Below are 24909 nucleotides of genomic sequence, written 5' to 3' on the forward strand. Positions count from 1 at the left end.
GCAAGGGCGCTCAGCGTTGCTGCAACGGCTCGAAAAGCACTGCACGACAGGAACGAGCGCAAGCGTGAGCCTGCGCTGCTGCGCGAACCGCCGGCCACGCGCTACAGTCCCTGCAGCTTCAACCGGTTCGCATGCGTGCGAATCACGGCGACCGGGTCTTCCGCGTTGCTCCCAATCAGACCGAACAGTTGATTGATTTCGTCCAGATGGTTCCAGTGATAGTGAGTGCCGAGCACGTTGCCATAGAGCGCACTGCACAGCGAGACGAGTCCGTCGTTGGGCACCGCGTTGCGGTTGGCCATGATCGTGCCCGTGCCGAAAAGCGCCAGCGTGCCCGGATCCGCGAACAGAGCGGGATCGAGCGCACCGGACACGCTCGTGTCTTTCGCGCCGCGCACCCCGAAGAGAGACCCCTTCGGCTCGATGGCCGTGCCTGCCCACGAATAGAGGTAATGCGTGTAGCCGCCCACCGTCTCGGTGGCCGCGCCCGTCGTGCAACTGCCGGGGGCGCCCAGGCCCGCGCTCGGCACCGCCGCATTGAAGGAAGCGACGCCGGCACTCGTCAGCTCATGCAACGCCGCGAGTGCATTTTGGTTCGTATTGCGATTGCTGCTCAGCAATACACCGAGGACGTTGGCGAGCTGCGCGATGGCCGGTTGCGCGAGCCCCGTCGGGTCCTTGCGCATCGCGTCTTGCACGAAGTCGGCGAACTCTGAGCCGTGATGCGGCGTGCCGATCGTCGTCACCGACGCCACGAGCTCCGGCGCCACGGCCGCCACGTAGCGCGCACTGAGGCCACCCTGGCTATGCCCGATCAAGTTGACCTTTTGCGCGCCCGTCGCCACGAGCACCTCTTTGACGAAGCCGAGCAACTGCTCGCCGCGCCCATTGGGACCGAGGTCACTCTGGAAACCCGAAAGATTCGCCACATAAACCGCCGCGCCATGCGATTGCAGATCGCGCGGAATGCCGTACCAATAGTCGAGCACATTCGCGTACCGGTCCGTCCCGGTGAGACCGTGCACGAGCACGATGGGGTAGCGCGTTGCCGCATAGGAATCGGCCGCGCCAGCGGTGGCAACGGTGGCCGCCGTTGACACAGCCGCCGAGATCGTCTGGGACGCTCGCGCCGCGCCCACACCGGCCGGCCACGTCGCAACGATCGACGCAAGCACTATGGCGCCGGAAAACACCGCCCTTTTGATCGGTCCTGTCATGTCGCCCCCTCCGATTCGTCCATCGGAAATGATCTGATTTGGGTCAGGCAGCGCGCGGAGCCTGCCGCCCGCCAGCGACATGAAGTGAAGCAATAAACGCGAATAGGTGTAAGCGAAAAAAACGGATTTAGACAAGATTCACTAATCGAGAAGGGGTGCAACCAAGGCATGCGATCCGCTCCGGTGCATCCTTTGCCGAAACGGGAGGCGAAAAAATGTACCCCTGAATTGCATCGCAATGCACGCCGACCAAAAAATTCAGCTGATCGGCCGTTTCCACCCCTTCCGCGACGACTTCGAAATGCAGGCTGTGCGCGAGCGCCAGGATTGCCTTGATGATTGCTTCGTCCTCTCGGCTCTTGCCGATGCCGTGCACGAAAGACATGTCGATCTTGAGCCGGTCCGCATGAAAGCTGCGCAAATACGACAGGCTCGAATAACCGGAGCCGAAGTCGTCGATCGCGATCGCTACGCCGATCTCGCTCAGCGCCCGCAGTGTCGGCAGCGCGCCTTGCGCAACCAATGCGCGCTCGGTGATTTCGATCTCCAGGCGCTCCGGCGAAAGCCGCGCCTTGTCCAGCGCCTGACGCACCGTATGGTGAAAGTCCCGCCGTGCGAGCTGGCGCGGCGAAACGTTGATCGACATGCGCACCCCAGGCAGCACGTTTTCCCAAAGCTTGGCCTGAGCACAGGCCGCATCGAGGACCCACTCGTCGATCGATGCAATGAGACCGAGTTCTTCCGCGAGCGGAATGAACGATGCGGGGCTGACCGCGCCAAGCTCCTCGTCGTTCCACCGGATCAGCGCCTCGACGCCCGTTACGGTCATCGAACCGGTGTCGATCTGCGGTTGGTAGACGAGCTCGAACGCATCGGCCGCCAAGGCCTCGCGCAGTCGGCGCGACAGCAGGATCCGGCGCTTGGCCTCGTGCGCGAGCTCTGCCCTGAAGTGCTGAATGCTGTTGCGGCCGAGCGCCTTCGCGCGATACATCGCGAGATCCGCGTTCCGAAGCAGGGATTCCGCATCGGCGCCATCCGTCGGATAGCAGGTCACACCGATGCTAGATTGCACGTGCAATTGGACGTCGTCTATCGCGATCGGTGCGTCGAATGCCCGCTTCACACGTTCGAGTGCCGCTTGGAGCGCATCGTCGCGCTTCGTGCAATCGATCAGGACAACGAACTCATCGCCGCCATACCGCGCGACGGCATCGTCGGCGCCGATCGCACTCGCCAGCCGGATTGCGGCTTCGCGCAGCAGCGCATCGCCCGCACCGTGACCCAGGCTGTCGTTGACGTCCTTGAAGTGATCGATATCGATGAACAGCAACGCAAACGCGCCGCTTTGCGCAATGGCCTGATCCAGCAGCTCGGCGAGCATGACACGGTTCGGAAGCGCGGTCAGCGCATCGAATCGCGCCTGTTTTAGCAGCAGGTCGCGCGATTCGATGAGCTCGCTGACATCGTTGATGACCGCGATGTGATGCGTATGGGGTTCATCTTCGGGATGAACCGTCGAAACATGCAGCTGATTCCAATACGTCTTGCCATCTTCCCGGCGGTTGCGCAAAAGGGTCGAGAGATCCGCCTTTTGCACGAGGCTGCGACCGATCGCCGCGACGACCGCGTGATGACCGAATCGGCTGTCGACGGTGCTCAGGTCGCATCCAACGATATGCTCTCGCGCGAATCCCGTGATCTTCTCGAACGCAGGGTTCGCGTATTCGATGACGTTGCCCGCATCGGTCGGCCGCATGATCAACACACCGTTGCCGATGGCATCGAGCGCCTTGCTGCGCAGACGCAACGCGAGCTCGGCGTGCTTTCGCCTCGTCACGTTGATTGCCGTCACGAAACAGGCGTCATGCCCCGCATAGTCCAGAAAATGATAGGACAGCTCGACGAAGATACGCGCTCCGCTCTTGTCGAGCTGCCGGCACAGTCCCGCCGATCCGCTCAGCACCTCGGCCTGCCGAAACCGGCGCAAATCGTCGCGAAACGCCGGCAGGTCCTCGGGCGCGTAAAGCGATGTCATCGTGCAGGCGCAAAGCTCCTCTTTCGAGCGACCGTATTGCAGCGCCGCCGCATCGTTCGCGGCGAGTATGGCGTGAGTCCCCACATCGAAGATCAACATCGGCAAGGGATGGTGATCGAAATACTCGCGAAAGCGCCGCTGGCTTTCCTGCGCCACGACATGCACGCGTTGCCGGGCCAATTGGACTCGATGCCGTGCCGCGAACGCATAAAGCAGCAGGCCGAATGCGATCGCCGCGGTGGAAGCCAGCACGGTCCGTTCGATGAACAGCCGGTTGGCCGTCCTGTCGGAGTCGATACGCAGAATCTCGACCTGCACCGCACGCAGAACCGCGAGCCGACTCACGATACCGGTCAGATTGCGGTTGGTCGACAGCAGCCGGTCGCTATCGATGGTGGCCCGTTGCTGGCTCGCGCTCGCATGAACGGCCGTATCGGCAAGCTGCGATGCCCAGCGCGCCGTATCCTGCCGAAGCGCGGCGACGAGACGGACACTGGCGGGATCGTTCGCCAGTAGCTCTTCGAGACGCTCGAAGCAACGCGCAGCCTCTCCCACGCGTTCGACCGGCCAACCATAGTCGGTCGCCTGCGCACTGCCCAGGCCCAGCAGAAATTCCGCATTGGCCTGCAGCAGCAGCGATTGCAGCGCTTCGACGCTGGTACGGACATGCATTGCTCGCGTGCGCACGTCGTGCGCCTGCTTGTGCGACGCGAGCGTGTATGCGGCACCGCACGCAAACGTCCCCACGCTCAAGAGGAGGAGTGCCATGGGACGAAACGCACGGGAGCCCGTTTCGATACGGCGAAGCCACTCGCCGGCGGAGCGCGCAATGCCGATTAACCTGTGAACTGCCATCTTGGCCCGACAAGAGATCGCGACACGCATGCCGTCTTTCAACCTGGATTCAATTTGTTGCGCTGCAACGCGCGCATGCCTGCGCGCGTGGTCGCTATGCGCGCTCTTAGGAGAATATCGGCGCAGGCCGTTCCGACTTTAGTGACAGAGCATCGATTTGGGGCCGCATTGTCGACGGGCAGACGCTCGCCACGGGGTTCGCAGGTCGTTTGTCGTTTTCGTTCCTTGTTCATCCGACGACTATCGATACCGCTGCGCACGATCTGGCGCGAAGACCTGCGTCGTGCGCCGAAGCACGGCACGCCACGAGCGTCGTGGCTGTGCACAATAATCGCCAACCTATTCCCCGTCCCCGTGACGACGCGAAACGTGCAGTACACGCGTGTCACTTCGTTTCTTCGATGAGAGCCCTGCCGTGTTGAAGCGCACTTCCCGAACACATGCCACCGAGCACGAGCACGCGTCCCGCCCTTCGGAAGGTCGATCCTCGGCTCAGCACGACGGACCGCTCCGACGATCGGATGCGCCAATGCGGCTGGCCGGCTTGCCGGGTGACAAACGCGCGCGTCGCAATGCAAGTGCGCAAGCGGCCAGGCCTTGCGGCGACGACGCGCATACACAGTCCAAGCCCACCGACGTCAATGCAGTCGGCGGCAGTGTGTCGTCCGACGCGGACGAAACCGTGCGAGCCAACGAGATCCATCCGGCGATGGGGGCGCTGCTCGATCGCCATGCGCCAGGCTGGAACTTCGACAGCGCGCTGATCGTGCTTGCTCACCCCGACGACGAAACGATGATGGTCAAAACGATCAGCACGTTGTTTGCAATGGGCGTGAAGGTCAATATCGTCTACCTCACGCAATCGAACGGCGGCACGGCATTCACGAGCGAAACGGACATTCAGCGGCCGAAGTTCGCCGCAACGGGAAAGGAGGCGCTCTACTCGGAGCAATACGGCGCGACGCGCATCGCTCAATCGTTCGGCTTTCTCGCCGATTTGTGCCCCGATCCAGCTCTTTTGAAAATCCATGTGCTCAGCTATCCGGACCGCAGTCCGTACAACTCGCCCGCAGAACGCAGCGTTCGATACAGTCATATCGCCGATTGGAACCGCGAGCGTATCGTCGAATTCATCGCGCGAATCATCGCTGAAGAGAAGCCGGCCGTAGCCTTCAGTCTGCGCTCGGAGGCCGCCGTGCATCCCGGTCATTCGGAAAGTGCGCGAATGCTCGACGAAGCCATCGAAAAGGCGAAGGAATCGGGCCGCGACGATATCCGCGAGCCCATGCGGATATCGGCCATCGAAGCAGGATGGTACGAGCAGCGACACTTGCGCGAAACACCCGCCGCACTCGAAATACTGAGCCGATGCACGGACGAAGAACGACTTGCGATCCGCGCGCTGCTCGCGAAATGGTTCGGACAACGGCCGGCCCACATGCCGCCCAACGATTTCGAACAACCGCCCGGCAACAAACTGCAGTGGAACGCCGAGGTGCCGTTCGAAGCGTTCGAAGCGGCACCCGGGACCGACCCACGTGTCATCGAATTTTTCCGGGCGTTGCTCAACGAACCGCTACCCGTTCCGCTAGTCGAGCTCCTTGCGGCCAAGCTCGAGGACGAACATGATGGGCAAAGCGTAAGCGCAAGCACGGGCGCCGAGACCGACGGTATCGACAACGTCACCGTCCTCGCACCGGAGATTCCCGAGCATGACGATCCGAGCCACGAACGCGCCGAAGGCGTCGAGCTGCTGCCTGCCGCCACGTTCACGTCGCACCTCGGCCCGCAATCGGATAGTGCGATGCGCGCGCTGCCCGAGCAAGTGCGACTGGCGCGCGCCGGTATCGGCACTCTGCCGCACGAGATGACGGAAAAGCAGCGCGAAGGCCTCGCCGCGTTTCAAGCGCCGCCCCCCTATGTCTCGGACCATATCTCGCTCGGCACGCGTATTCGCGCGCTGACGCCCGAGGAGCGGCGCGAAGGTCATCGATTCATCGCCGGGCCGCGACGGGATTCGGCCCACTATGTCCTTTCGACGAAACAGATGCCCGTCGATGTGCTCGGCAGCGACGGCAGCGCCTTGACGCTCGATGTGCATACGCGTCCGTTCGCGAGCCTCGACAGTGCACGCGAGCACGCCATTCGCATACTCAAATCCAACCCGGACGCCGACGTGGCGATCTATCGCATCGAAGGGCCCCCGCGCGAGCTGCAGACCAGCCTCAGAAAGCGGCGCATCGAGACGGAACTCGTCGCGCGAGCCGCGATGGTGCTCGACGATGGCGGCACGTTGTACCAGATCACCGTTGCGAATACGCTCGCGAAATATCGCATGGCGCCGGGCGAGCCCTATGGCGCACCGCCGGTGACCGGCATGCCCCAGCGCAAGATTCGTCGAGCGGGCGCGCTCGCACTCGGCAAGATCGCCGCGACGGCTACCGGCGCCTACGTGGGCATGCGGTACGGCCTGCACATGCCCGCCGACACCACGATGGAAACGATGCTCGAAACGGGGCGCGCGATGTTCGGAGCACGCGCCGGCATCAATGCGGCCAAGCGCATCGTCCAGATCCGCGTCATGCAGCGTCTCGACGAACTCGCTTCCGATCGCGAGCGCGTGCTGACACGCGCCGCGGGTGCTGGCGCCGAGGTCGAGGGCGTCTCCTCGTCACTGGAACCTGCGGACATGCCCGCGCTGGATCTGCTGGAAAGGCGGACGACGGGGGTGCGTGGCCTCGTGCGCGGATATCGACGCCACGATCGCGACGAGCTTGCGATGTTCGCTGAAATATTGCGGACCACGCCGGACGACGTCGATGCCTTCCGTCGGCTCGATACGCTCGCCAACGAAGGGCTTTTCGCGTCCGAAAGCCCCGTCGAGCGCGCGCGCCGCGTCTTCTGGGGCGCAAGCTATGCGCCGAGCGATATCGCCGCAGCCGGCATCTGGCTCGCACCGCAAGTCATGCTGACAGGCTTCGATTCGATCGAAGGGACGGCGACCTGGCTCGCCAACCTGGCTACGCTGATGTTCGTTCCCGTGCATCTGAGCGGCAACGGGGGGCAACGGCTCGCCCGCTCGCTCGAAGTGATCGGTAACAAGCACAATTTCGATCCGACCGTGCCGGCGGCCGGCGACAAGCTGCGTCGATTCCTGCCGGGCAACGACGAGCGTCCGCTGTGGGTACGAAAAGCGCTCGGCGAGCTCCTCGTTTACAGCAGAAAACGGCCCGATGGGGGCCGGCTCTACAAGCCGCCGTTCTTTCAAAGGCTGCCCGAATTCCAGATGCTGGGCGCAACGATCGCGTCGGTCCCATTCGCAGCGGCCAATGCATTGGGTGCCGCGCATTCGATCATGAGGGGCGACATTGCGTCCGCCTCCGTACAAATGGGTATGGTTGCAGCCGACGGTGTGTTCCTGCGCGGATTCCAGCTCGCGCATCAACACGCCCATGGCGCGAATCATGGTCGCGGCCCGATCGTCCGGCGGGGGCCGATTGCTGCGATCAGACCGCCGGTGCGCGGCGCGGAAGCATCGCCCATCGATATCACACAGCCGCATCTCGTCGCCGACGGCGGGCTGTTGCGCAGAATCGATCCCGAGATCGTAATCGGCGCCGGCATGATTACCCAGGTGGGGCTCGGACTCTTGCTGATGAGTTGAGCGCGATGCATTGCGCGCCGCGCGCGGCGCGCCGTCACGTCACTTCACTGTCCGGTATCGCGCCGTCTGTGCTCGATGCCCATGAAGAGATTGCCCAGTGCGTCATACCCCGAATGTTCGATGACATCGACGCCCGGCGGAAGGAGATGCCGGCCGTAGCCCGGCCTGAAGGCGGCGCCTACCCCGCCCAATTCCACCGCCGCGGCCAACATCGGAATGTCGTTTTCGCCATCGCCCATCGCGGCTGAATGCGCGTCGTCAGGCAGGTCGGCGTGGTATTGGCGGAACAGTCGCTCCTTCACGTTGCCATCCAGGAACTCACCGTCCATCTTGCCGGTCAGCAACTCCGACATGACGCGCGACGCCTCGCTCGATAATGACGAGGCAGCATCATCGAATCTCCCGTCGTCGATGGACGTTTGCGCTTCGGCAAGCGTCGTCAAGAGCCGGTTGGCATGCGCGTGCACGTGCAGGTGCTTTGCACCCAGCTCATCTCGCAGCTTTTCCACGAACTGGGTGAAACCGGACGATATGAGCAGCACGCGAGCCTGCGGCGAAAGCATACCGATGAACTCGCGCGCGCCGGGCATGAGACGACGAGCCATCATGTCGCCCACCTCGTGAAAATCTTCCATGCCGATGCCCGCGAGGGTTGCCACGCGGCCACGCATCGATTCGACGATATCTTCGCGCCAGGCCAGGGCATCGGCCTCGGGGTCGCCCTTGAGTTCAACCAGTTTCGCGTGGAAATCACCGTCGATCAACGTTTTGTCCACATCCGTTGCGAAGAGCGCCAGCTTGTCGATATGACGATCGTCCGGTACCGGTGAAATGTCGAGCAAGGCCTCGCTCGCCAGTTCCTCGGCACGCGCATAGTCGGCCGCATCGTACGATACGTCATGCAGACGGAAAGCATCGCCGTGCAGCGCGCCCGGTGGCAAGCGAACCGTCGCCGCACCGGGACGCAGGCAAGCCTGCAGGCGTTCGAGCGTATCGCGCGGTGCACTGGGGCCTTGCACGACCACATGCAAAGGCGATCGTGTCGATACCCTGAACGAAGCCACGCTCGGCGGGCGCCCCGACGTGTCGTCAGTCAGCGGCGTGCGGCCGATCTGCTCGAACCGCGGGTCCGTCGTTCCGCGGCGTGTGGGCGAGATGCTGCGAGGTGGCGCAGTCATCGTGCCGGACACTGCTGCATCGGTAACAGCCAGCGTGCGCCCGTCGTGGGCTCCAAGTTTCAATGACACTTGATTCCTCCGTTTTCGATGTCGCGACATTTGACGCGAAATCCGATCCTCCGCTGCGCTATGGCGCGAAGCCCGGAAAGGCAGGACGAACCACTCCGACATATGCCCCGCATGAAGAAAAAACATGCCCACGCTTCGCGACGACCGCACGCGCTTCGGAAGCGTCTCGCGATGAATCGGCCGATCCGCGACAATCCCGCCTCCGTGCCGATCAGTTCGTCTTCGTCGCGGTGCGCGGGTCGATCCGACGCACTTTCGACGAGACATATGAAGCGGCCGACAGTCGCTTTGAGATCAATTACGCATGACGCATATCTCCGCATCCGATCCCGCGCACCGCGCTGCGCAGAACCGAGGCGCGACCGGTTCGACCCAATCATCGGCGCCACCGGCTGCGACGAAACCACCGGTGTCATCGATCTTCGACCCACTTCGAGCCAGACCGAAACGGCAGCCCGGCGAGTCCGGAATGGCGACCGAAAACGGCGCGGCTTCCCTCGCGAAGGCCCATGCTTCGACCCCGCATCACCGCATCGAATCCATCGCGCCGGCCGTCCATGTGGCGGGGTCCAAGCATCAGCGCCCGCCGATCTTTCATGTGGCGATCATCGGTGCCGGCCCGCGCGGACTGAGCGTGCTCGAGCGCATTCAAGCGATGCTGTCCGAAGAGCACCTGCTTCATATCGGCCTGAACTCTCGCATCAATATTCATCTGATCGAGCCGGGCGAGCCGGGGCACGGCGTTCACTCGCCCGATGCAGCATCGCACCAGTTGCTCAACACGGGTGCCGGGGCCGTCACGATGTGGGACCGTGCCGATCAGGAATATGCCGTCGGCCCATCCCTGAAGGAGTGGGCCAACGCGCATGGCTATCGGTTCGTCGACGGCCAGTTCGTGAACAACACTCGCGCGGGACGCGCGGTACGGGACGACGATTATCTGCCCCGCGCATTGCTCGGCAGGTACCTCGACGACGTGTATCGAACGCTGGAAAAACTTGTCGACGAGGATTCCCGGCTACGGTTGATTCATCACCCGTTGCGTGCGGTCGATTTGCGACTGCGTCCGTCCGATCTGTCCGAGGACGGCACGCAAGCCCACCCGAGCCGCGTCAAGATCGTGCTCGAACAAGGGCTGCCGTTGATCGTCGATCATGTGGTGTTGACAGCGCCTCCCGAGGGCTCGCTCACCGCGGAAGACTCCGAATTGCTCGAACGTGTGGCGCGTTGCCGCGAGCGCAACGCGCAACTCCGGTTCGTTCCCCGGCCTCACCCGCTCGAGGCGCTGCAGGACATTGCGCCGGGGGCGGTCGTGGCGGTGCGTGGAATGGGCCGCAGCTGCCACGATGTGATAGCGGAGCTGACCGTCGGACGGGGCGGCCGTTTCGTCGGTTCGGCCGCCGGCCAACTGAGCTATCGGGCGAGCGGACGCGAGCCGCGGATCGTGCTTTACTCGCGCAGCGGCTTCGCACTCGATACGCGCCCAATCGATCACAAAGGTCACGATGAAGCGTTCGAACCGCACTTTCTCACCCGCACCGTCATCGACGCGCTTCGCGCGGATGCCATGGCGCGCACCGGAAGCATGCAGCTCGACCTCGAAACCGATGTGCTGCCACGTCTGGAGCAGGAGCTCGCGTACGCGATTCATTGCAGCAGCGAAGGTGCATCGTCGGTCGACCCATCGCGATTCGAGCCCTCCGAGCAGGAGCTGGGTGCGGCGCGCTCGCTGCTGACGGCCCCGGAGCCGCCCGCATTCGCTGACTATCAGAGCTACGCGCACGCCTTCAGGGAGCGCCTGGCGGACGGCGTGTCTCGCGCACATCAAGGCAATGTCAACCATCCGTTCAACGCCGCGGCTCACGTGCTGCGCGAAATCCGCGATGTATTGCGCTACGCCGTCGATTTCGGTGGACTCACGCCCGACAGCCACCGTCGCTTTCTCGAGTTGGCTGCCCGAATGGACCGCACTGCCGGCGCCGTGCCCGATCGACGCAACAAGGAGCTTCTGGCATTGATCGACGCCGGCGTGGTCGTCGCCGGACCGGGCCCGGGCAGCGATATCGAACTCGATGAAGCTGCCGCGCGTTTCGTCCTGCGATCGAACTCGCTCGGCGTTGCGCACGGCATGGAGGCCGACGTGCTGATCCATGCGCAGCTCGGCGATATTACGGATCAACCGCAAGCGGATTCGCTGTATGCCAATCTGCTTGAAAGCGGGCTGATTCAGCGCTACCGAAACGGCGAGTTCGCCGCGGGCGGGATCGAGATCGATTCTCGACGCCATGTCGTCGACGGCTCCGGCAATCCCGTCACGACCATCGACGTCGTTGGCATGGCCACCGAGGGAATAAACTGGCTCACCAACGTCCTGCCTGGCCCTGGCGCCTCGATCCGTCCGCTCATCGATGCAACGCAGATCGCCGCCAACATCACGAACCACATCATGCGTCGCCAGCCGCCCCTGGCCTCGTTGATTGCCGCGCTCCCCGAAACGGATCGCCCTCTGCACGCATGGCACCCCGCTTTGCCCGAAGGCGAGTTCGCGATTCACGTGCCCACCACGCCTTCGCCCCCGGCGTTGTGGCCGCGCAAGGACATCTCGCTGACCTTCGTACCCGGTGCGCCCGCGCCAGCCGCGCTCAACGGCATTCCGATGCGCAGCGCCACGCCACCCGCCGATGCGCGCGCCTGGCTTGCCGATTCCAAGGAAGATATCGCGATAGACACGCCCTATCCGTTCGGTTTCGCATCGAATGGCCGCCCCACCGCCGGCGTCGTGATTTTCGAAGGATGGCCCGTGCCAAGGCTATGGCTGGTCGTGCCGAGCAACGGGTACGGCGGCCGCGTCACATTGCCGCAAGGCGGCGCCGACGATGGCGAACTGCTTCCCGTTACCGCCCTGCGTGAATTGTTCGAGGAGACCGGGATGCGCGCGCGGCTGCGTAGTGTCGTCGGCGATTTCGGCCTCGAATACGATCCGACGCCGCCCGAACTCAGGGCGCCGACGAGCAACGATACCCGGTTCTTCGAAGGGGATCGCATCGGCGGCAGTGTGCGGGACGCGGGTTGGGAAACGCAGGCCCTGATCCTCGCCACTTACGAAGATGCACTGTGGTTTCTCGAACGCCCGCGGGACCGCGCGATCGTGCGTGCCGCATGGCGGAAATGGCACGAGCGACACGGCATGACCGCTTGATGCGGCTTTTTCCGACCATTACCGGGCAGCGTCGACCGGTATCGTGAAATGGAACGTCGCGCCGGGCTCGTCCGAGCTTGCCCATAAACGTCCGTCATGCGCCTCTACGATCGAACGGCAGATCGATAATCCCATCCCGAGTCCATCGGGCTTCGTCGAATAAAAAGGCGCGAAGATGCGATCGACGAGCGCCGCCGACAAACCAGGTCCCGAATCCTGCACGGACACGCGCACGCGGTCGAGCTCGATGCGCGCGGTGCAAATGCGCAATTTTCTTTGCCCGGGCGGCACTGCGCTCATCGCCTGGAGCGCATTCACGATCAGATTCAGCAGTACCTGCTGCAGTTGGACGCGATCGCCGTGCACCGAAGGTAGATCGTGCTCGAGCGCGGTTTCCAGCGCCACGCCCGAGCCCGCAATCTCCGCGCGCGTCAGTGCGATCATTTCCTTCACGGCCAGGTTCAGGTCGACCATCCCCATGCGGGGCGGCGCCTTCTTGACCAGTTCGCGGATGCGGCCGATGACATCGGCCGCGCGATTGCCGTTCTCGACGATACGGTGCAGCGCCTGATCGACTTCGCCGAGATCGGCAGGCTCGCGGCCCAGCCAATTCAACGATGCCTGTGCATCAGTGACCATCGCCGCGATAGGCTGATTGACCTCATGCGCGATCGCGGCGGCCAACTCGCCGAGCGTCGTCACGCGCATCACATGCGCAAGCTCGGCGCGCGCGCGGCTCAACTCCTGAGCCGCCTGGCGCGACGCCGTCACATCCATCACGACACCGATGAACTCGCGGTTGCCCGCACCGTCACGCACGGCGTGGGCCACTGCGCGAACGTCCTTGACCCGCCCGTCGCTCATGAGCAGCCGATGCTCCACGTCCCAGTCCGTCTGCTCGAGCATCACGCGCTCCAGCAGTTGCCGCACGAACTCGCGATCGTCGGGATGTGTGCGCTGGAGCGCGAGTTCGACGGTGGGCTCGACGGACGGATCGCATTCGAAAATACGGTACGTTTCCGCAGACCAGATCAGTTCGCCGCTCGGGATCCGCCAGCCGAAGCTGCCGGTATGGCTGATGCGCTGCGCTTCGGCCAGATACATCTCGCTTTGCCGGAGCGCGTCTTCTGTTCGCCTGCGCTCGGTGATGTCCTCGCAGGCCACGAGAACCAGAAAGCCGTCCGGGCGCCGCACCGCTTTCGCGTTCTCGCGCACCCAGAGCAACGAGCCGTCTTTCCTGATCTTGCGGACTTCCCAACTGTGCGAAAGACCGGGATCGCCCAGACAAATACTCATCTGCTCGATGACGAAGGGCCGATCCTCTTCACGGAACACCGCGAGAACGGATTGGCCGACCAGTTCGTCGACACGATAGCCGAGCTGCGCGGCGCCAAATCCGTTCACCGATTGAACGACGCCGTCGGCATCGACCATGAAGTACATGACGGGATTGTGCTCGAACACCTCACGCCAGTGCGCCTCGCTCTCGCGCAGCGGCCGATCGATACCTGCCTGCGCTCCACGCCCGTCGGCATCGGGCGCCGCGGCGCGGTCGCCGGCGTCCGCCGGCGCGTTGGGGGTCTCCTGTGCCATTTCGTCCACCTCCGCTGCGGCACGCCGAACGGGCGCCGGCAGGCCGCGCCGCGTTCAACGCTGTCTCGCTGCTTCCTGTACCGCTTTCGAGACAACGGTGAGTCCATCCTACCACCGCGGCGATCGGACGGCATACCTCCGTATGATGTCGGTTCGACGGGTTACGGACTACCCTCGGTACTGATAAACGATGGCGTGCGGCATGGATTACCGCCGCTCGCCGATACGAGCTCATTCATGCCCTTTTTCGGTACCGTCTCTATCGTCGATGACAACGAAGCGTCGCGCCTCGCGATCGCGAATCTGGTGCGCTCGCTCGGCTGGCAGACGCTGCTGTTCGATTCCGCCGAGGCGTATTTGTCGCGCCGGTCGCTGGCGGACGCCGACGAACTCGGATGCCTGATTTCGGACGTCAGGATGCCGGGCATGAGCGGCGTCGAACTACATGAGCAACTGCTGGCCTCGGGCGATGCGCCGCCCACCATCTTCGTCACGGCGTTCACGACCGAAGCGCTGCGCGCACGCGTAGCGGCAAACGGTGCGCTGGCGCTCCTGAAAAAGCCGATCGACACGCAGGAGTTGCAGCGATGTCTGGCACGCGCCGTGGGCAAGCGCGTTTAAGGGCTCTGTTCACCACGATCGGGCGCGGCCCGCATGCGTCTCAACGCCGCGGTTCCACCCCCAGCGCCTGCGCCTTTCGCACGAGATCCGGCAACGAACGCGCTTCCATCTTCTTCATCATCTGCCCACGGTGAATCTTCACGGTGATCTCGCTCAGATTCATTCGAGCGGCAATCTGCTTGTTCATCAGGCCAGCGATCACGAACGCCATGACCTCGCGTTCCCGCGGCGTCAGCGATTCGTAAGCCGCGCCGAGCGATGCGAGCGAGCGTTCCGCGGCCAGCCGTTCGCCGTCGCGCGCTAGTGCTTCGTTGACTGCATCGAGCAGATCCTGCTCGCGAAACGGCTTCGGGAAGAAATTGAGCGCGCCGGCCTTCATCGCCTTGACGGACATTTCGATGTCGCCATGGCCCGACATGAACAGAACAGGCATGTGCAAGCCGGTGCGGCTCATATCCTGCTGAAACGCGAGACCGCTCTCACCGGGCAATCTGACGTCGAGAATGAGACAACTCGGCACGGCCTTTCTTTTGAAGTCGAGGAAATCGCGTACCGACCCGAACGTCTCGACCGCAAATCCTACCGAACGCAATAGATTGCGTAACGCGTTGCGCATCCCTTCGTCGTCGTCGACTACATAGACGATGGGGGAATCGTCGCCTGTCTTGGTCAATGTCGAATGCTGAGCGGATACCATGCGGCCCCCGTGAACCCGGTGCGCACGAGGCGCACGAGGCGCCGCCGCAACGCGGGAATCGGCAGTCATTATAGGACGCGCGAGGCGTACCGCACGAGGGGTACGGCACATACGCCGCTACTGCACTTGCTTCTCCGGGGGCCGGCTATACCTAGGTATGAAGGCATCAAACGATCGTGCGCGCGCGGCGTCTTCTTGCACAGTTGTCGCCGGGCAGGCGGTGGCCTACCTTTGATCGCAGGGCGGCACCTCGTCAGGCATTGCGCCCGGGAGCCCGATCCGGATAGGCGCGGCATGTCGGCCGCGAGCACGATGCCGGACGGATTCGTCAATGCGTCTTTGCGGTGGACAATCATGGCGGTCAGAGCGGAACGATTTCGGGCACGGTGCCGACTCGGCGGGCGATCTTCGCTGCGTGCGTCGCGTGCGACGCGCGGCCCAGGCCGCACGCGTACCGTGCGGGCGATCGAGAAATCGCGTCGATGCGTCTTGCGTAAGGAATCGGACGCGGCACGCATGTTTGCGATGCTCGACGATCCGAGCGACTGAACCCACGACGCACCAATCGTCAGACGAACGCGAGCCGCGCTAGCGCGCACGCTTGCCCGCGCGGCTCAACGCTCGCGATGCGGCGAATTTCCCTTCTCTTCCTGGATTAACCGGTAAACGCGGACGCGCTGCCGGCGCTTCGCCGCTTCGTTCGGCGGCGCCTCGCTCGGTGCAGCGGTGTGGGAAAAAGACGCGGCGGCAATCAGGTCGCGCGCCGCGCTGGAACGGTCAAAGCAATGTGACGTGACGCAGATCGACGGTGCGGCGATAGACGTTCTTGCCGAGCCATGGCACGTAGGTATATTCGTCGTAGGCGTTGCTGCCCAACAAAAGCCATGTGTTCAGCCGAGACATCGTGGTTCTCCGAAAAGTCGATGCTCGTTGCAAGAACGCGTGGAGCATGTATCAAAGCGTACGCACTGTCTCGAGCCCGCGCCATTCTACGAGGGGATGGATGATGTCTTCGCCTGGATGAGCACGAGAAACGGATGTATGACAGGGTTTGTACTGGCTACCGTCCGAGGTACGCGTTCCAGCACGAGGGGAACTTTCGCGCGATCCCGAACCGAACACTACTCAATGCACATATAAACGCCTCGAAGGCCGGCGAGCCTGAGCTGTCTTGTCATGCAAACAACAGCTCGAGCCGATGCAAGGAGAGTGGATGAATCGAAAGAGAGTACCGGGTCTCGATTGCGGTCGGGCCATTGCCGTCGTTTCAGTCGTCGCAGTTCACTTGTCGTTTCAATTTCCTCATCTGCCGCATTGGGCGAAGATCGTCGCCCGCATGGGGCAATATGGAGTACAGCTTTTCTTCGTGATCAGCGCCGTTACGATCTTCATGACGCTGGAGACCGAGCGTGCACGATATGCAAGCACCGGTCAGATCGTCTTGCGTTTTTACGTCAAACGGTTTTTCCGCATCGCGCCGCTCTACTACGTCGCGATCGTCGGATACGGTCTCATGAGTTGGTACACCTATACGTTTCAGGCCGACCACGCCTCGATTCTCGGGCCCCACGACACCTCCGACGTCCTGCTGAACCTGTTCTTCGTTCACGCATTGTCCGATTCGGCCATCAACAACGTCGTCCCGGGCGGATGGTCGATCGGAGTGGAGATGCTGTTCTATCTGATCGCGCCGCTCGTCTTCTTCTGCACAGGCGGCTCGCGTTCTCGCCTGACGGCGCTGAGCGTGCTGCTCTTGTCCGCTTGCGCGGCATCCCTGATTACCGGCGCGTGCGGTGGCCGCCTCGAATGCAGCGTTCAAAACAATACGTTCTTCTATTTCTGGCCTCCCGTCCAAGTACCGTGTTTCCTCGTGGGTTTCTGGTGCTGGAATCTGTTCAGCCCATATCTCGTCGGGCAAGCCCAATTGAGCCGCCGTGGCATGGCCGTTGCGCTCGTCGTTTCGATCCTCTGCGGCGCGGGCACCGCCGTCCTTGGCGTCTGGCTGGGACTCGCGCACGAATTGGCCCCCATCGTCGCGGCATGCGGGGCCGCGGCCTTGTTGCTTGCATGCTGCTCGCGGGTCGACCGGTCGCTGACTGCCCGTGTTGCCGACGCCATTGGGCGCGAAAGCTACGGCGTCTATCTCTGGCATTTCATCTTCCCATTCGCGGCGATGTACGTCTTCAGGGATTCGACCGTCCTCGCCACGCATGGATCGTGGATGTCGCTGACTGTCTTCATGCTGACCCTCGCGGCTGCGGTGGCAGCCTCGTATGCCCTATCGCGCGTCACCGATACGCTCATTCAACGCGGCGCATCCGAGCTCGCGCGCACGCTCCTCCGGCAGATCGACATGCGGTTCGGCTTCGGCGCTGCGCCGTCGCGCCGGCTGGAGTAGACTGCGCGACGGCGTGCATCGCATCGAGGAGACCGGATGAATCCTTCAGAACGCATCGACGAACTGATCGCAGGCCTCACGGACTGGCGCGGCAAGACCTTTGCCGAGCTCCGTGCGGCCATCCTCGAAGCCGATCCGGACATCGTCGAGGAGTGGAAGTGGATGGGCAGCCCCGTCTGGTATTGCGATGGAATGATCGCCGTCGCCAACGCCCACAAAGGGAAAGTGAAGGTCACTTTTCTGCACGGCGCGCACGTGCCCGATCCGGATAAGCTCTTCAACGCGGGGCTCGAAGGCAACGCAAGACGAGCGATCGATTTTTTCGAAGGCGACAAGACGAACAAGCGCGCGTTGAAGAATCTCGTGCGCGCAGCGATCGCCTATAACCGGACGGCCTTGAAGAAGAACCGGAAGACGCCTGCGGATACGGAAACGAAGCCACCGAAAGGCAAAGCGGCATGAAGTCGTCGACCCAAAGCCGTCGAATCGCCCCGCAGCCATAGCGGCACGGGAAATTTATCGCGGCTTTTGCGAGCGGGCCTGCGTTCGCTTCCGCCGCAACGGCGGCGCGTGCCCTGTCGATTCGCGTACGACGAGCGCCATCCCAGGCACGACATGCGCGGCGCGAGCCGGCCTCGCGCCTTCCACCATCTCGAGCGCGAGCGCGATGGAGCGCGCCGCGATCTCCGCTATGGGCAGCCGCACCGTAGTCAACGCCGGGCGAAATTGATGGGCAAGCGCAATATCGGTGAATCCGATGATCGACAGATCGTCGGGCACGCGTTTGCCGAGATCCGCGGCCGCCTGCATTGCGCCGATGGCCATCAGGTCGTTCGTCGCGAAGATCGACGTCAAGGTTCGATCGGAACGCAACAGTTTCGTGGCCGCCTCGTATCCGCTTTCGATCGAATCGTGCGCATGCGCGACGACAACTGCGTTTTCGCCGTGGCCGTGTTTCGCAAGCGCATCGGTAAAGCCGCGAAGCCGCACCGTCTGCGGGCCGCCCGAGCCCGCGCCGACCAGCGCACCGAACTTGCGGTGCCCGAGTTCCGAGAGGTGCGCGGCCGCGAGTGCGCCGGCCGCCGCAAAATCGATGGTGACGCAAGGCAGCGCGCGTGAAGCGTGGACGTGCTCCCACATGCAGAGCACGACGGCCGCCCTTTTGCCCGCAATCTCCGTCAGTTCGCGCTCGCTCAGATCCGTGTTCATGACGATGACGCCGGCCGCGAGCGAACCTGCTATCTGCTCCAGATAGGCCCGCGTAATGGCAGGATCGTCATCCGTGTTGCATACGAGCAGAAAGTGGCCGCGCTTACGCGCTTCGCGTTCCGCCGCGCGCACGAACTCCGGGTAAAACGGGTTCGTGATGTTCGAAAGCATCAGCGCGAGTGTCGACGTACGGCCGCGCGCGAGCGCGCGGGCCGTCAGGTTCGGCCGATAACCGAGCTCGCGGATGGCCGCAAGCACCCGCTCCACCGTTTCCGGCTTCACCTTGTGAGGATTGCGTAATACGTTGGAAACGGTGGCCCCCGTCACCTTCGCTCGCCTCGCCACTTCGGCAAGTGTGACCAAATTCTGTTCCCCCGATTCGAGCGGCCAGGCGTCGCCTGTTGCCCGAGCTCATTTTCCCAGATGGTGGGATGCACTCCCAAACGTTGCACGACCGAATTCGGTGCGCTAACTTCCGTCCCATCAGAAGCGCACCAAGGAGACGACATGGTACGACCGACCGCGCCAATTTGGCGATAAAAATTTAAGCGCTTAAATTTCAGGCCGTTCCGAACAGCCGTTTGCATTACACCAACAAAGGAGACAACGATGAAACTCAACGTCCGCGCACTCGCGCTGGCCTCTTTGAGCTGCGTGACTTTGGCAGCGGCATCTTCGGCCTGGTCCGGAACGCTGAATATCACGGTATCCGCGCGCGGCAATCAGCGCGCCACCTGGCAAAACGCATTCGATCAGTTCAAGAAGGCGAATCCGGATGTCGATCTGAAGATCAGCTATGTTGGGGAAGAGGCTTACAAGGTGCAGATGTCGGGCTGGCTCGCCACCGATCCGCCCGATGTGCTCAGTTGGCACAACGGCGAACGGATGGCCTATTTCGCCCGGCGCAACCTGCTCGAAGATTTGAGCAGGGATTGGCAAAAGAACGGCTGGAACCAGACTTACGCTTCGGTGAAGTCATCGTCGACTTACGCCGGCAAGCAGTACAGCGTGCCCCTCGGATACGACGCATATGGGTTCTTCTACCGCAAGGACCTGTTCCAGAAGGCCGGAATTTCCGGCGAACCTGCGACTTGGCAGCAGTTCCTCGACGACTGCAGGAAACTGAAAGCCGCCGGTATCGCGCCGATCGCGGTGCCGGCGCGCGATTCGTGGACGCTTGCCGCCTGGTTCGACTACCTCGACCTGCGCATCAACGGCTACGCATTCCACCAACAACTGATGGCGGGCGACGTCGCATATACGGACCCGCGCGTGAAGCATGTCTATGAAGCATGGAAAACGCTCATCGACGACAAGTACTTCATCGAGAACGCGCTCTCGTACGATGTCGATTCGATCAGCCCGATGCTCGTGAACGGTCAGGCCGCGATGATGCTGATGGGCACGTTCTTCTCGGCCGCATTGCCCTCGGCGACGCGCCAGGAAATGGGTTATTTCCGTTTCCCCGTCATCGATGCTTCCGTTCCGTTGGCCGAGGATGGTCCCGTCAATGTGCTGATCGTCCCTGCCAAGGCAAAAAACAAAACCGATGCTCGGCGCTTCATCGCGTTCATGGGTCAGCCGGAAATCAACGGCGAGCTCGCGAAGGGCTGGGGAACGTTGCCGTCCAACAACAAGGCCCCCGAGCCGCAGGACCCGATATCGAAGGTCGGTTTCCAGACCCTTTCGAGTACCCCGGGCGGCATCGCGCAGTTTTACGATCGCGACATGACGAAGGAAATGGCCGACGAGGGCATGAAGGCGATGCAGCAGTTCTTCTCCGATCCGACCCAGCTCGATGCGATTTTGCAGCGCCTCGAGTCCACGCGTAAGCGGATCTACAAGAAGTAGGCAATGCGAGCAGGCGGAGCCGGTGCTCGCCACCGCCCCCGCCTTGCATGCAGGAGTTTCGATCGATGTCCATTTCCATTACTCCGCGAGCGTCGCGGCGCGTAGCGCGGCCGGCGACGAACGCTCCGTCGCCGCTCGTCAAGCGGCGCACGCGCGCGGCACTTTGCTTCCTGCTTCCGGGCCTCGCGCTCTTCACGGTGTTCGTCATCTACCCGATCGCGAGCAGCATCGTCCTCAGCTTTCATCACTGGGACGGCATGACCGCGAAGACATTCGCAGGTCTCGACAACTATCGGGAACTCATTGCATCGGACACGTTCTACACCGCCCTGAAGAACAATCTGACCTGGCTCGCGCTGTTTCTGCTTGCCCCGCCCGCCGGATTGGCCCTCGCGCTTTACCTGAATCAGAACGTCACCGGCATCCGCTTCGTGAAGTCGTTGTTCTTCGCTCCGTTCGTCCTGCCCGGCGTGGTGGTGGGTCTCGTCTTTTCGTGGTTCTACGACCCGACCTTCGGCTTGTTGAAGCTCATCGTCGGTCACGGCATCCCGGTGCTCGGCGATCCGCGCTACGTGACATTCGGAATCGTTTTTGCCGCGCTTTGGCCGCAAATTCCGTTCTGCATGATCCTCTATCTGACCGGACTCACGGGCATCAATCCCGAAATCGTCGAAGCGGCCCGCATGGAGGGCGCGGGCGGCTGGGCATTGCTTTGGCACGTGATCCTGCCGCAGTTGCGGCCCGCCACGTTCATGGCGTTCGTGCTGACCGTCATCGGCGCACTGCGCAGCTTCGACCTCATTTCGGTGATGAGCGGCGGCGGTCCGTTCGACAGCTCGACGGTGCTCGCCTATTTCATGTACGACCAAGCGATCAAGTACTACCGCGAGGGCTATTCGGCCGCGATCGCGGTCGTGCTGTTCGCGATCATGCTCGTTTATATCGCGTGGCAATTGCGCCGCCTCGTGCGCACCGATTCCTGAACACAGCCTAGGGAGCGTTCGATGTATCCGATGCCTATCGCCCGGTGGCGGCCCCTACCGCGCCTGCTCTATTGCGTCTCGCTGCCTGTCGCGCTCCTGTTATGGCTCGTGCCGCTGCTCGCCGTACTCGTCACCTCCGTGCGCTCGACCGACGAATTGCTGGCAGGCCAGTATTGGACATGGCCCAGACACTTCGCGCTCTTCGAAAATTACGGCACGGCACTCACGCAGACGCCGATGCTGCATTACTTCTGGAACAGCTGCCTGATCACGCTGCCGGCCATGGCGATTTCGATCGCGCTCGCCTCGATGGCCGGTCATGCGCTGGCCAGCTATCGCTTTAGAGGAAATGCGGTGCTGCTCGGCCTATTCGTCGCCGGCAACTTCGTGCCGATTCAGATCTTGATGATTCCCGTGCGCGAATTGATGCTCGGACTCAACATTTACAACACGGTCTGGGCGCTCGTCATTTTCCACGCCGCGTTCCAGACGGGTTTTTGCACACTGTTCATGCGCAATTTCATCCGCGAGCTTCCCTACGAACTCATCGAGGCCGCGCGCATCGAAGGGGCGAGCGAGTGGACGATCTACGCGCGCGTCGTGCTGCCGCTCGTGCGGCCGGCGCTCGCCGCGCTAGCCATTCTGGTCTTCACCTTCGTCTGGAACGACTACTTCTGGGCGCTCTGCCTCACACAAGGCGACGAAGCAGCTCCCATTACCGTCGGCGTAGCGGCGCTCAGGGGGCAGTGGACCACCGCATGGAATCTCGTGTCGGCCGGCTCGGTGCTCGCCGCCATGCCCTCCGTCCTGATGTTCTTCGCCATGCAGAAACACTTCGTTGCCGGCCTGACGTTCGGCGCAACGAAGGGGTAGCGCACCGCCAGCTCGCGCGTCGACCATTTTTCACAAACGAATCGAGGAACGCTCAATGCAGCTTGGCGTCTGTTACTACCCGGAACATTGGCCCGAGCACCAGTGGGAAAGCGATGCGCGCCGCATGGCGGAGATGGGCATCGCACGTGTTCGCATCGCGGAATTCGCATGGAGCCGGATCGAGCCCGAGCCGGGTCGCTATGAATGGGCTTGGCTCGACAATGCCATCGCCACACTGGCGCGCCACGGGTTGACCCTCGTCATCGGCACACCGACCGCGGCGCCGCCCAAGTGGCTCGTCGACCTGCATCCCGAGATACTTCCGGTTGCAAGCGACGGCACCACGATGCAATTCGGCTCGCGTCGCCACTACGACATTTCGAGCCCGGTCTATCGCGATCACTGTGCGCGGATCGTCGGCGAGATGGTGCGCCGTTACGGCGCGCATCCGGCTGTCGTCGCGTGGCAAACCGATAATGAAATCGGCTGCCACGATACGCTTCCCTCGTATACGCGAGCCGCATTGCTTCGCTTTCGACGCTGGCTCGCCACGCGCTATGAAAACATCGGCGCACTGAACGAGGCGTGGGGCAACGTTTTCTGGAGCATGGAATACCGCAGCTTCGACGAGATCGAACTGCCGGTCCGAACCCCGACCGATCCCAACCCTGCCCATGTGCTCGATTTCCGACGCTTTCAGTCCGACGAGGTCGCGAGCTTTCATGCGTTGCAAGCAAAGCTGATTCGCGCGCATTCGCCGGGACGCGATGTGCTCCACAATTTCATGGGTTTTTACGCCGCATTCGATCACTATGCATTCGCGCGCGACGGACTCGACGTAGCTGCGTGGGACAGCTATCCGGTACCGCGCACCGAAGTCCTGCCGCTTCCCGAAGCCGACAAGCACCGCTGGGCACGCACCGGACATCCCGACGTTTCGGCATTCAGCCACGATCTCTACCGCGGTGTGGGCAACGGGCGCATGTGGGTCATGGAGCAGCAGGCTGGACCCGTCAATTGGGCGCCATGGAACCCGGTGCCCGAACCCGGCATCGTGCGGCTTTGGACGTGGGAGGCGTTCGCGCATGGCGCCGAGCTCGTGTCGTACTTCCGCTGGCGGCAGTGTCCCTACGCGCAAGAGCAAATGCATTCCGGCCTCCATACACCTGACGACGCGCTCTCGGCGGGCGGCCGCGAAGTGGAGCAAGTCGGCGCGGAGCTACGCGGGCTCGCCGCTTCGCTCGGTCAAAGCAGTTCAAAAGCTCACGTTGCGCTGCTATTCGACTATGAGGCCGATTGGCTCATCGCCACGCAGCGGCACGGCGTCGACATCGACTATCAGCATCTGGTTTTCGAGTGGTATAGCGCACTGCGTGAATGCGGGCTCGATGTCGATATCGTATCGGCACGCGCCGATGTCAGCGGCTATGCGCTCGTCGTCGCACCGACGCTGCCGATTCTGCCCGAGCACGTCGTCGAACAGATTCGTAAAGGATCGAACCACTGGCTCTTTGGACCGCGCACCGGCGCGAAGTCCGAGACGTTTTCGATCGTGCCGCAGTTACCACCGGGCAAGCTTCAGGAAGTGCTGCCGATGCGCATCGTTGCCGCCGAGTCATTGCGGCCCTCGTTGCGTCCGACTCTGCGCTTGGACGGCGTCACCGGATCGGCACTGCGATGGCGAGACCACGCGGAACCCGGCGAGCAAACGGAAACGATCGCGCGCTTCGACGATGGCGTGCCCGCCATCCTTCGACACGGACGGGTGACGTTTGCGACAGCCGGATTCGATCGTGCCCTGCTGGGCGCCTTGATGATGCGCTGCGCGCGCGATGCAGGCCTCGACGCGGCGGCGTTGCCCGAAGGCCTGCGGCTGCGCAGGCGCGGTGCGCTGCGCTTCGCCGTCAACTATGGGGCCGAGCCGCACCCGGTCCCGGCGCAGCCCGACGCGACGTTCGTGCTGGGCGGGCCCATCGTGGGGCCAGTCGACGTAGCCGCATGGCTCGAAGGCTGAGCGGTGCGGCGATCAATCGGTCGCCTCATCGCTCGCACTGCCTCCGAATGTCAGAGATAGCTGCAGACATAGTCGAGCGTTTCGACCACCTCGATATCGAAGCGGCTCTTGCCCGGCACCGAAAACGATTCGCCCGCCCCGTATGTCTTCCACTCGTCGCTGCCTTCGAGACGAATACGGCACTGGCCCGCCTGCACCTCCATGAGTTCGGGTGCATCGGTACCGAAGTTGAGCGTGCCGGGCAAAATGACGCCGAGCGTCTTGCGCGAGCCGTCCGCGAACAGCACCGTGTGCGACACGCATTTGCCGTCGAAGTAAACGTTGGCTCGTTTGACGATGGAAACTTGATCGAATTGCGTTGCAGCGGTCATGGGGCTTTCCTCTTGGCGTTGTGAGTGTATGGGCCGCCGCGGCATGAGAATCATGCGCAACACGTCCCGGTTGCGCCGGCTT

18 protein-coding genes are annotated in these 24909 nt (G+C 62.9%); 10 read left to right on the forward strand and 8 right to left on the reverse strand.

Annotated elements, in window-relative coordinates; translation table 11 throughout:
- Window positions 1–101: 101 nt before the first annotated feature.
- Together ACO1XS_RS24670 and ACO1XS_RS24675 are read right to left on the reverse strand one after the other, a co-directional pair.
- Window positions 102–1217 carry an esterase/lipase family protein gene (locus ACO1XS_RS24670; RefSeq protein ID WP_414720209.1) on the reverse strand — a complete coding sequence of 372 codons (1116 nt, stop codon included), beginning with the start codon at window positions 1215–1217 and terminating at the stop codon, window positions 102–104.
- Window positions 1218–1344: 127 nt separating this feature from the next.
- Window positions 1345–4020 carry a putative bifunctional diguanylate cyclase/phosphodiesterase gene (locus ACO1XS_RS24675; protein ID WP_486391924.1) on the reverse strand — a complete coding sequence of 892 codons (2676 nt, stop codon included), beginning with the start codon at window positions 4018–4020 and terminating at the stop codon, window positions 1345–1347.
- Window positions 4021–4636: 616 nt separating this feature from the next.
- Here ACO1XS_RS24675 and ACO1XS_RS24680 point away from each other — a divergent pair.
- The gene (locus ACO1XS_RS24680; protein ID WP_486391925.1) at window positions 4637–7771 is read left to right on the forward strand and encodes a PIG-L family deacetylase; all 3135 of its coding nucleotides are present in this window, start codon (window positions 4637–4639) and stop codon (window positions 7769–7771) included.
- A gap of 44 nt (window positions 7772–7815) precedes the next feature.
- On the opposite strand, the gene ACO1XS_RS24685 is transcribed toward ACO1XS_RS24680, so the two are convergent.
- A complete protein-coding gene (locus ACO1XS_RS24685; RefSeq protein ID WP_486391926.1) occupies window positions 7816–9018 on the reverse strand; it encodes an HAD family hydrolase in 1203 nt (400 codons plus the stop codon).
- Here ACO1XS_RS24685 and ACO1XS_RS24690 point away from each other — a divergent pair.
- Together ACO1XS_RS24690 and ACO1XS_RS24695 are read left to right on the forward strand one after the other, a co-directional pair.
- Window positions 9012–9326 (forward strand): hypothetical protein, encoded by a 315-nt coding sequence (locus tag ACO1XS_RS24690; RefSeq protein ID WP_486391927.1) that lies wholly within the window; start codon window positions 9012–9014, stop codon window positions 9324–9326. The two genes, ACO1XS_RS24685 and ACO1XS_RS24690, sit on opposite strands and share 7 nt — an antisense overlap.
- Before the next feature lie 161 nt (window positions 9327–9487).
- On the forward strand, window positions 9488–12217 hold the full coding sequence (locus ACO1XS_RS24695) for an FAD/NAD(P)-binding protein (protein WP_486391928.1): 2730 nt from the start codon (window positions 9488–9490) through the stop codon (window positions 12215–12217).
- A gap of 18 nt (window positions 12218–12235) precedes the next feature.
- On the opposite strand, the gene ACO1XS_RS24700 is transcribed toward ACO1XS_RS24695, so the two are convergent.
- Window positions 12236–13810, reverse strand: a complete 1575-nt coding sequence (locus tag ACO1XS_RS24700; protein ID WP_486391929.1) for a PAS domain-containing sensor histidine kinase — start codon at window positions 13808–13810, stop codon at window positions 12236–12238.
- A gap of 237 nt (window positions 13811–14047) precedes the next feature.
- Between ACO1XS_RS24700 and ACO1XS_RS24705 the strand changes: the two genes are divergently transcribed.
- Window positions 14048–14431: a response regulator transcription factor gene (locus tag ACO1XS_RS24705; RefSeq protein WP_486391930.1), complete on the forward strand. Its 384-nt coding sequence runs from the start codon at window positions 14048–14050 to the stop codon at window positions 14429–14431.
- 40 nt (window positions 14432–14471) lie between these two features.
- Here the strand turns inward: ACO1XS_RS24705 and ACO1XS_RS24710 are convergent, their stop codons facing one another.
- Both ACO1XS_RS24710 and ACO1XS_RS24715 read right to left on the reverse strand, forming a co-directional pair.
- The gene (locus tag ACO1XS_RS24710) at window positions 14472–15128 is read right to left on the reverse strand and encodes a response regulator transcription factor (RefSeq protein WP_331573687.1); all 657 of its coding nucleotides are present in this window, start codon (window positions 15126–15128) and stop codon (window positions 14472–14474) included.
- Between the two features lie 777 nt (window positions 15129–15905).
- Window positions 15906–16031, reverse strand: coding sequence for a hypothetical protein (locus ACO1XS_RS24715; RefSeq protein WP_331573689.1), 126 nt, complete (start codon window positions 16029–16031; stop codon window positions 15906–15908).
- Between the two features lie 310 nt (window positions 16032–16341).
- Here ACO1XS_RS24715 and ACO1XS_RS24720 point away from each other — a divergent pair, with 310 nt between their 5' ends.
- Together ACO1XS_RS24720 and ACO1XS_RS24725 are read left to right on the forward strand one after the other, a co-directional pair.
- Entirely contained in the window at window positions 16342–17526 is a 1185-nt protein-coding gene (locus ACO1XS_RS24720; RefSeq protein WP_486391931.1) for an acyltransferase family protein, read from the forward strand.
- Between the two features lie 36 nt (window positions 17527–17562).
- On the forward strand, window positions 17563–17988 hold the full coding sequence (locus ACO1XS_RS24725; RefSeq protein WP_331573693.1) for a DUF1801 domain-containing protein: 426 nt from the start codon (window positions 17563–17565) through the stop codon (window positions 17986–17988).
- A gap of 54 nt (window positions 17989–18042) precedes the next feature.
- Here ACO1XS_RS24725 and ACO1XS_RS24730 read toward each other — a convergent pair whose 3' ends face one another.
- Entirely contained in the window at window positions 18043–19098 is a 1056-nt protein-coding gene (locus ACO1XS_RS24730; protein ID WP_331573695.1) for a LacI family DNA-binding transcriptional regulator, read from the reverse strand.
- Between the two features lie 246 nt (window positions 19099–19344).
- Here ACO1XS_RS24730 and ACO1XS_RS24735 point away from each other — a divergent pair, with 246 nt between their 5' ends.
- The 4 genes from ACO1XS_RS24735 to ACO1XS_RS24750 all read left to right on the forward strand — a co-directional run bounded on the left by ACO1XS_RS24735 (window position 19345) and on the right by ACO1XS_RS24750 (window position 24456).
- On the forward strand, window positions 19345–20586 hold the full coding sequence (locus ACO1XS_RS24735) for an ABC transporter substrate-binding protein (protein WP_486391932.1): 1242 nt from the start codon (window positions 19345–19347) through the stop codon (window positions 20584–20586).
- Window positions 20587–20651: 65 nt separating this feature from the next.
- On the forward strand, window positions 20652–21569 hold the full coding sequence (locus ACO1XS_RS24740; RefSeq protein WP_486391933.1) for a carbohydrate ABC transporter permease: 918 nt from the start codon (window positions 20652–20654) through the stop codon (window positions 21567–21569).
- Between the two features lie 21 nt (window positions 21570–21590).
- Window positions 21591–22442: a carbohydrate ABC transporter permease gene (locus ACO1XS_RS24745; protein WP_486391934.1), complete on the forward strand. Its 852-nt coding sequence runs from the start codon at window positions 21591–21593 to the stop codon at window positions 22440–22442.
- A gap of 55 nt (window positions 22443–22497) precedes the next feature.
- Entirely contained in the window at window positions 22498–24456 is a 1959-nt protein-coding gene (locus ACO1XS_RS24750; protein WP_486391935.1) for a beta-galactosidase, read from the forward strand.
- A 50-nt stretch (window positions 24457–24506) separates the two neighbouring features.
- Here ACO1XS_RS24750 and ppnP read toward each other — a convergent pair whose 3' ends face one another.
- Window positions 24507–24827 carry a pyrimidine/purine nucleoside phosphorylase gene (gene ppnP, locus ACO1XS_RS24755; RefSeq protein WP_481578671.1) on the reverse strand — a complete coding sequence of 107 codons (321 nt, stop codon included), beginning with the start codon at window positions 24825–24827 and terminating at the stop codon, window positions 24507–24509.
- Window positions 24828–24909: the final 82 nt, after the last annotated feature.

It is taken from the genome of Trinickia sp. (assembly GCF_057351765.1).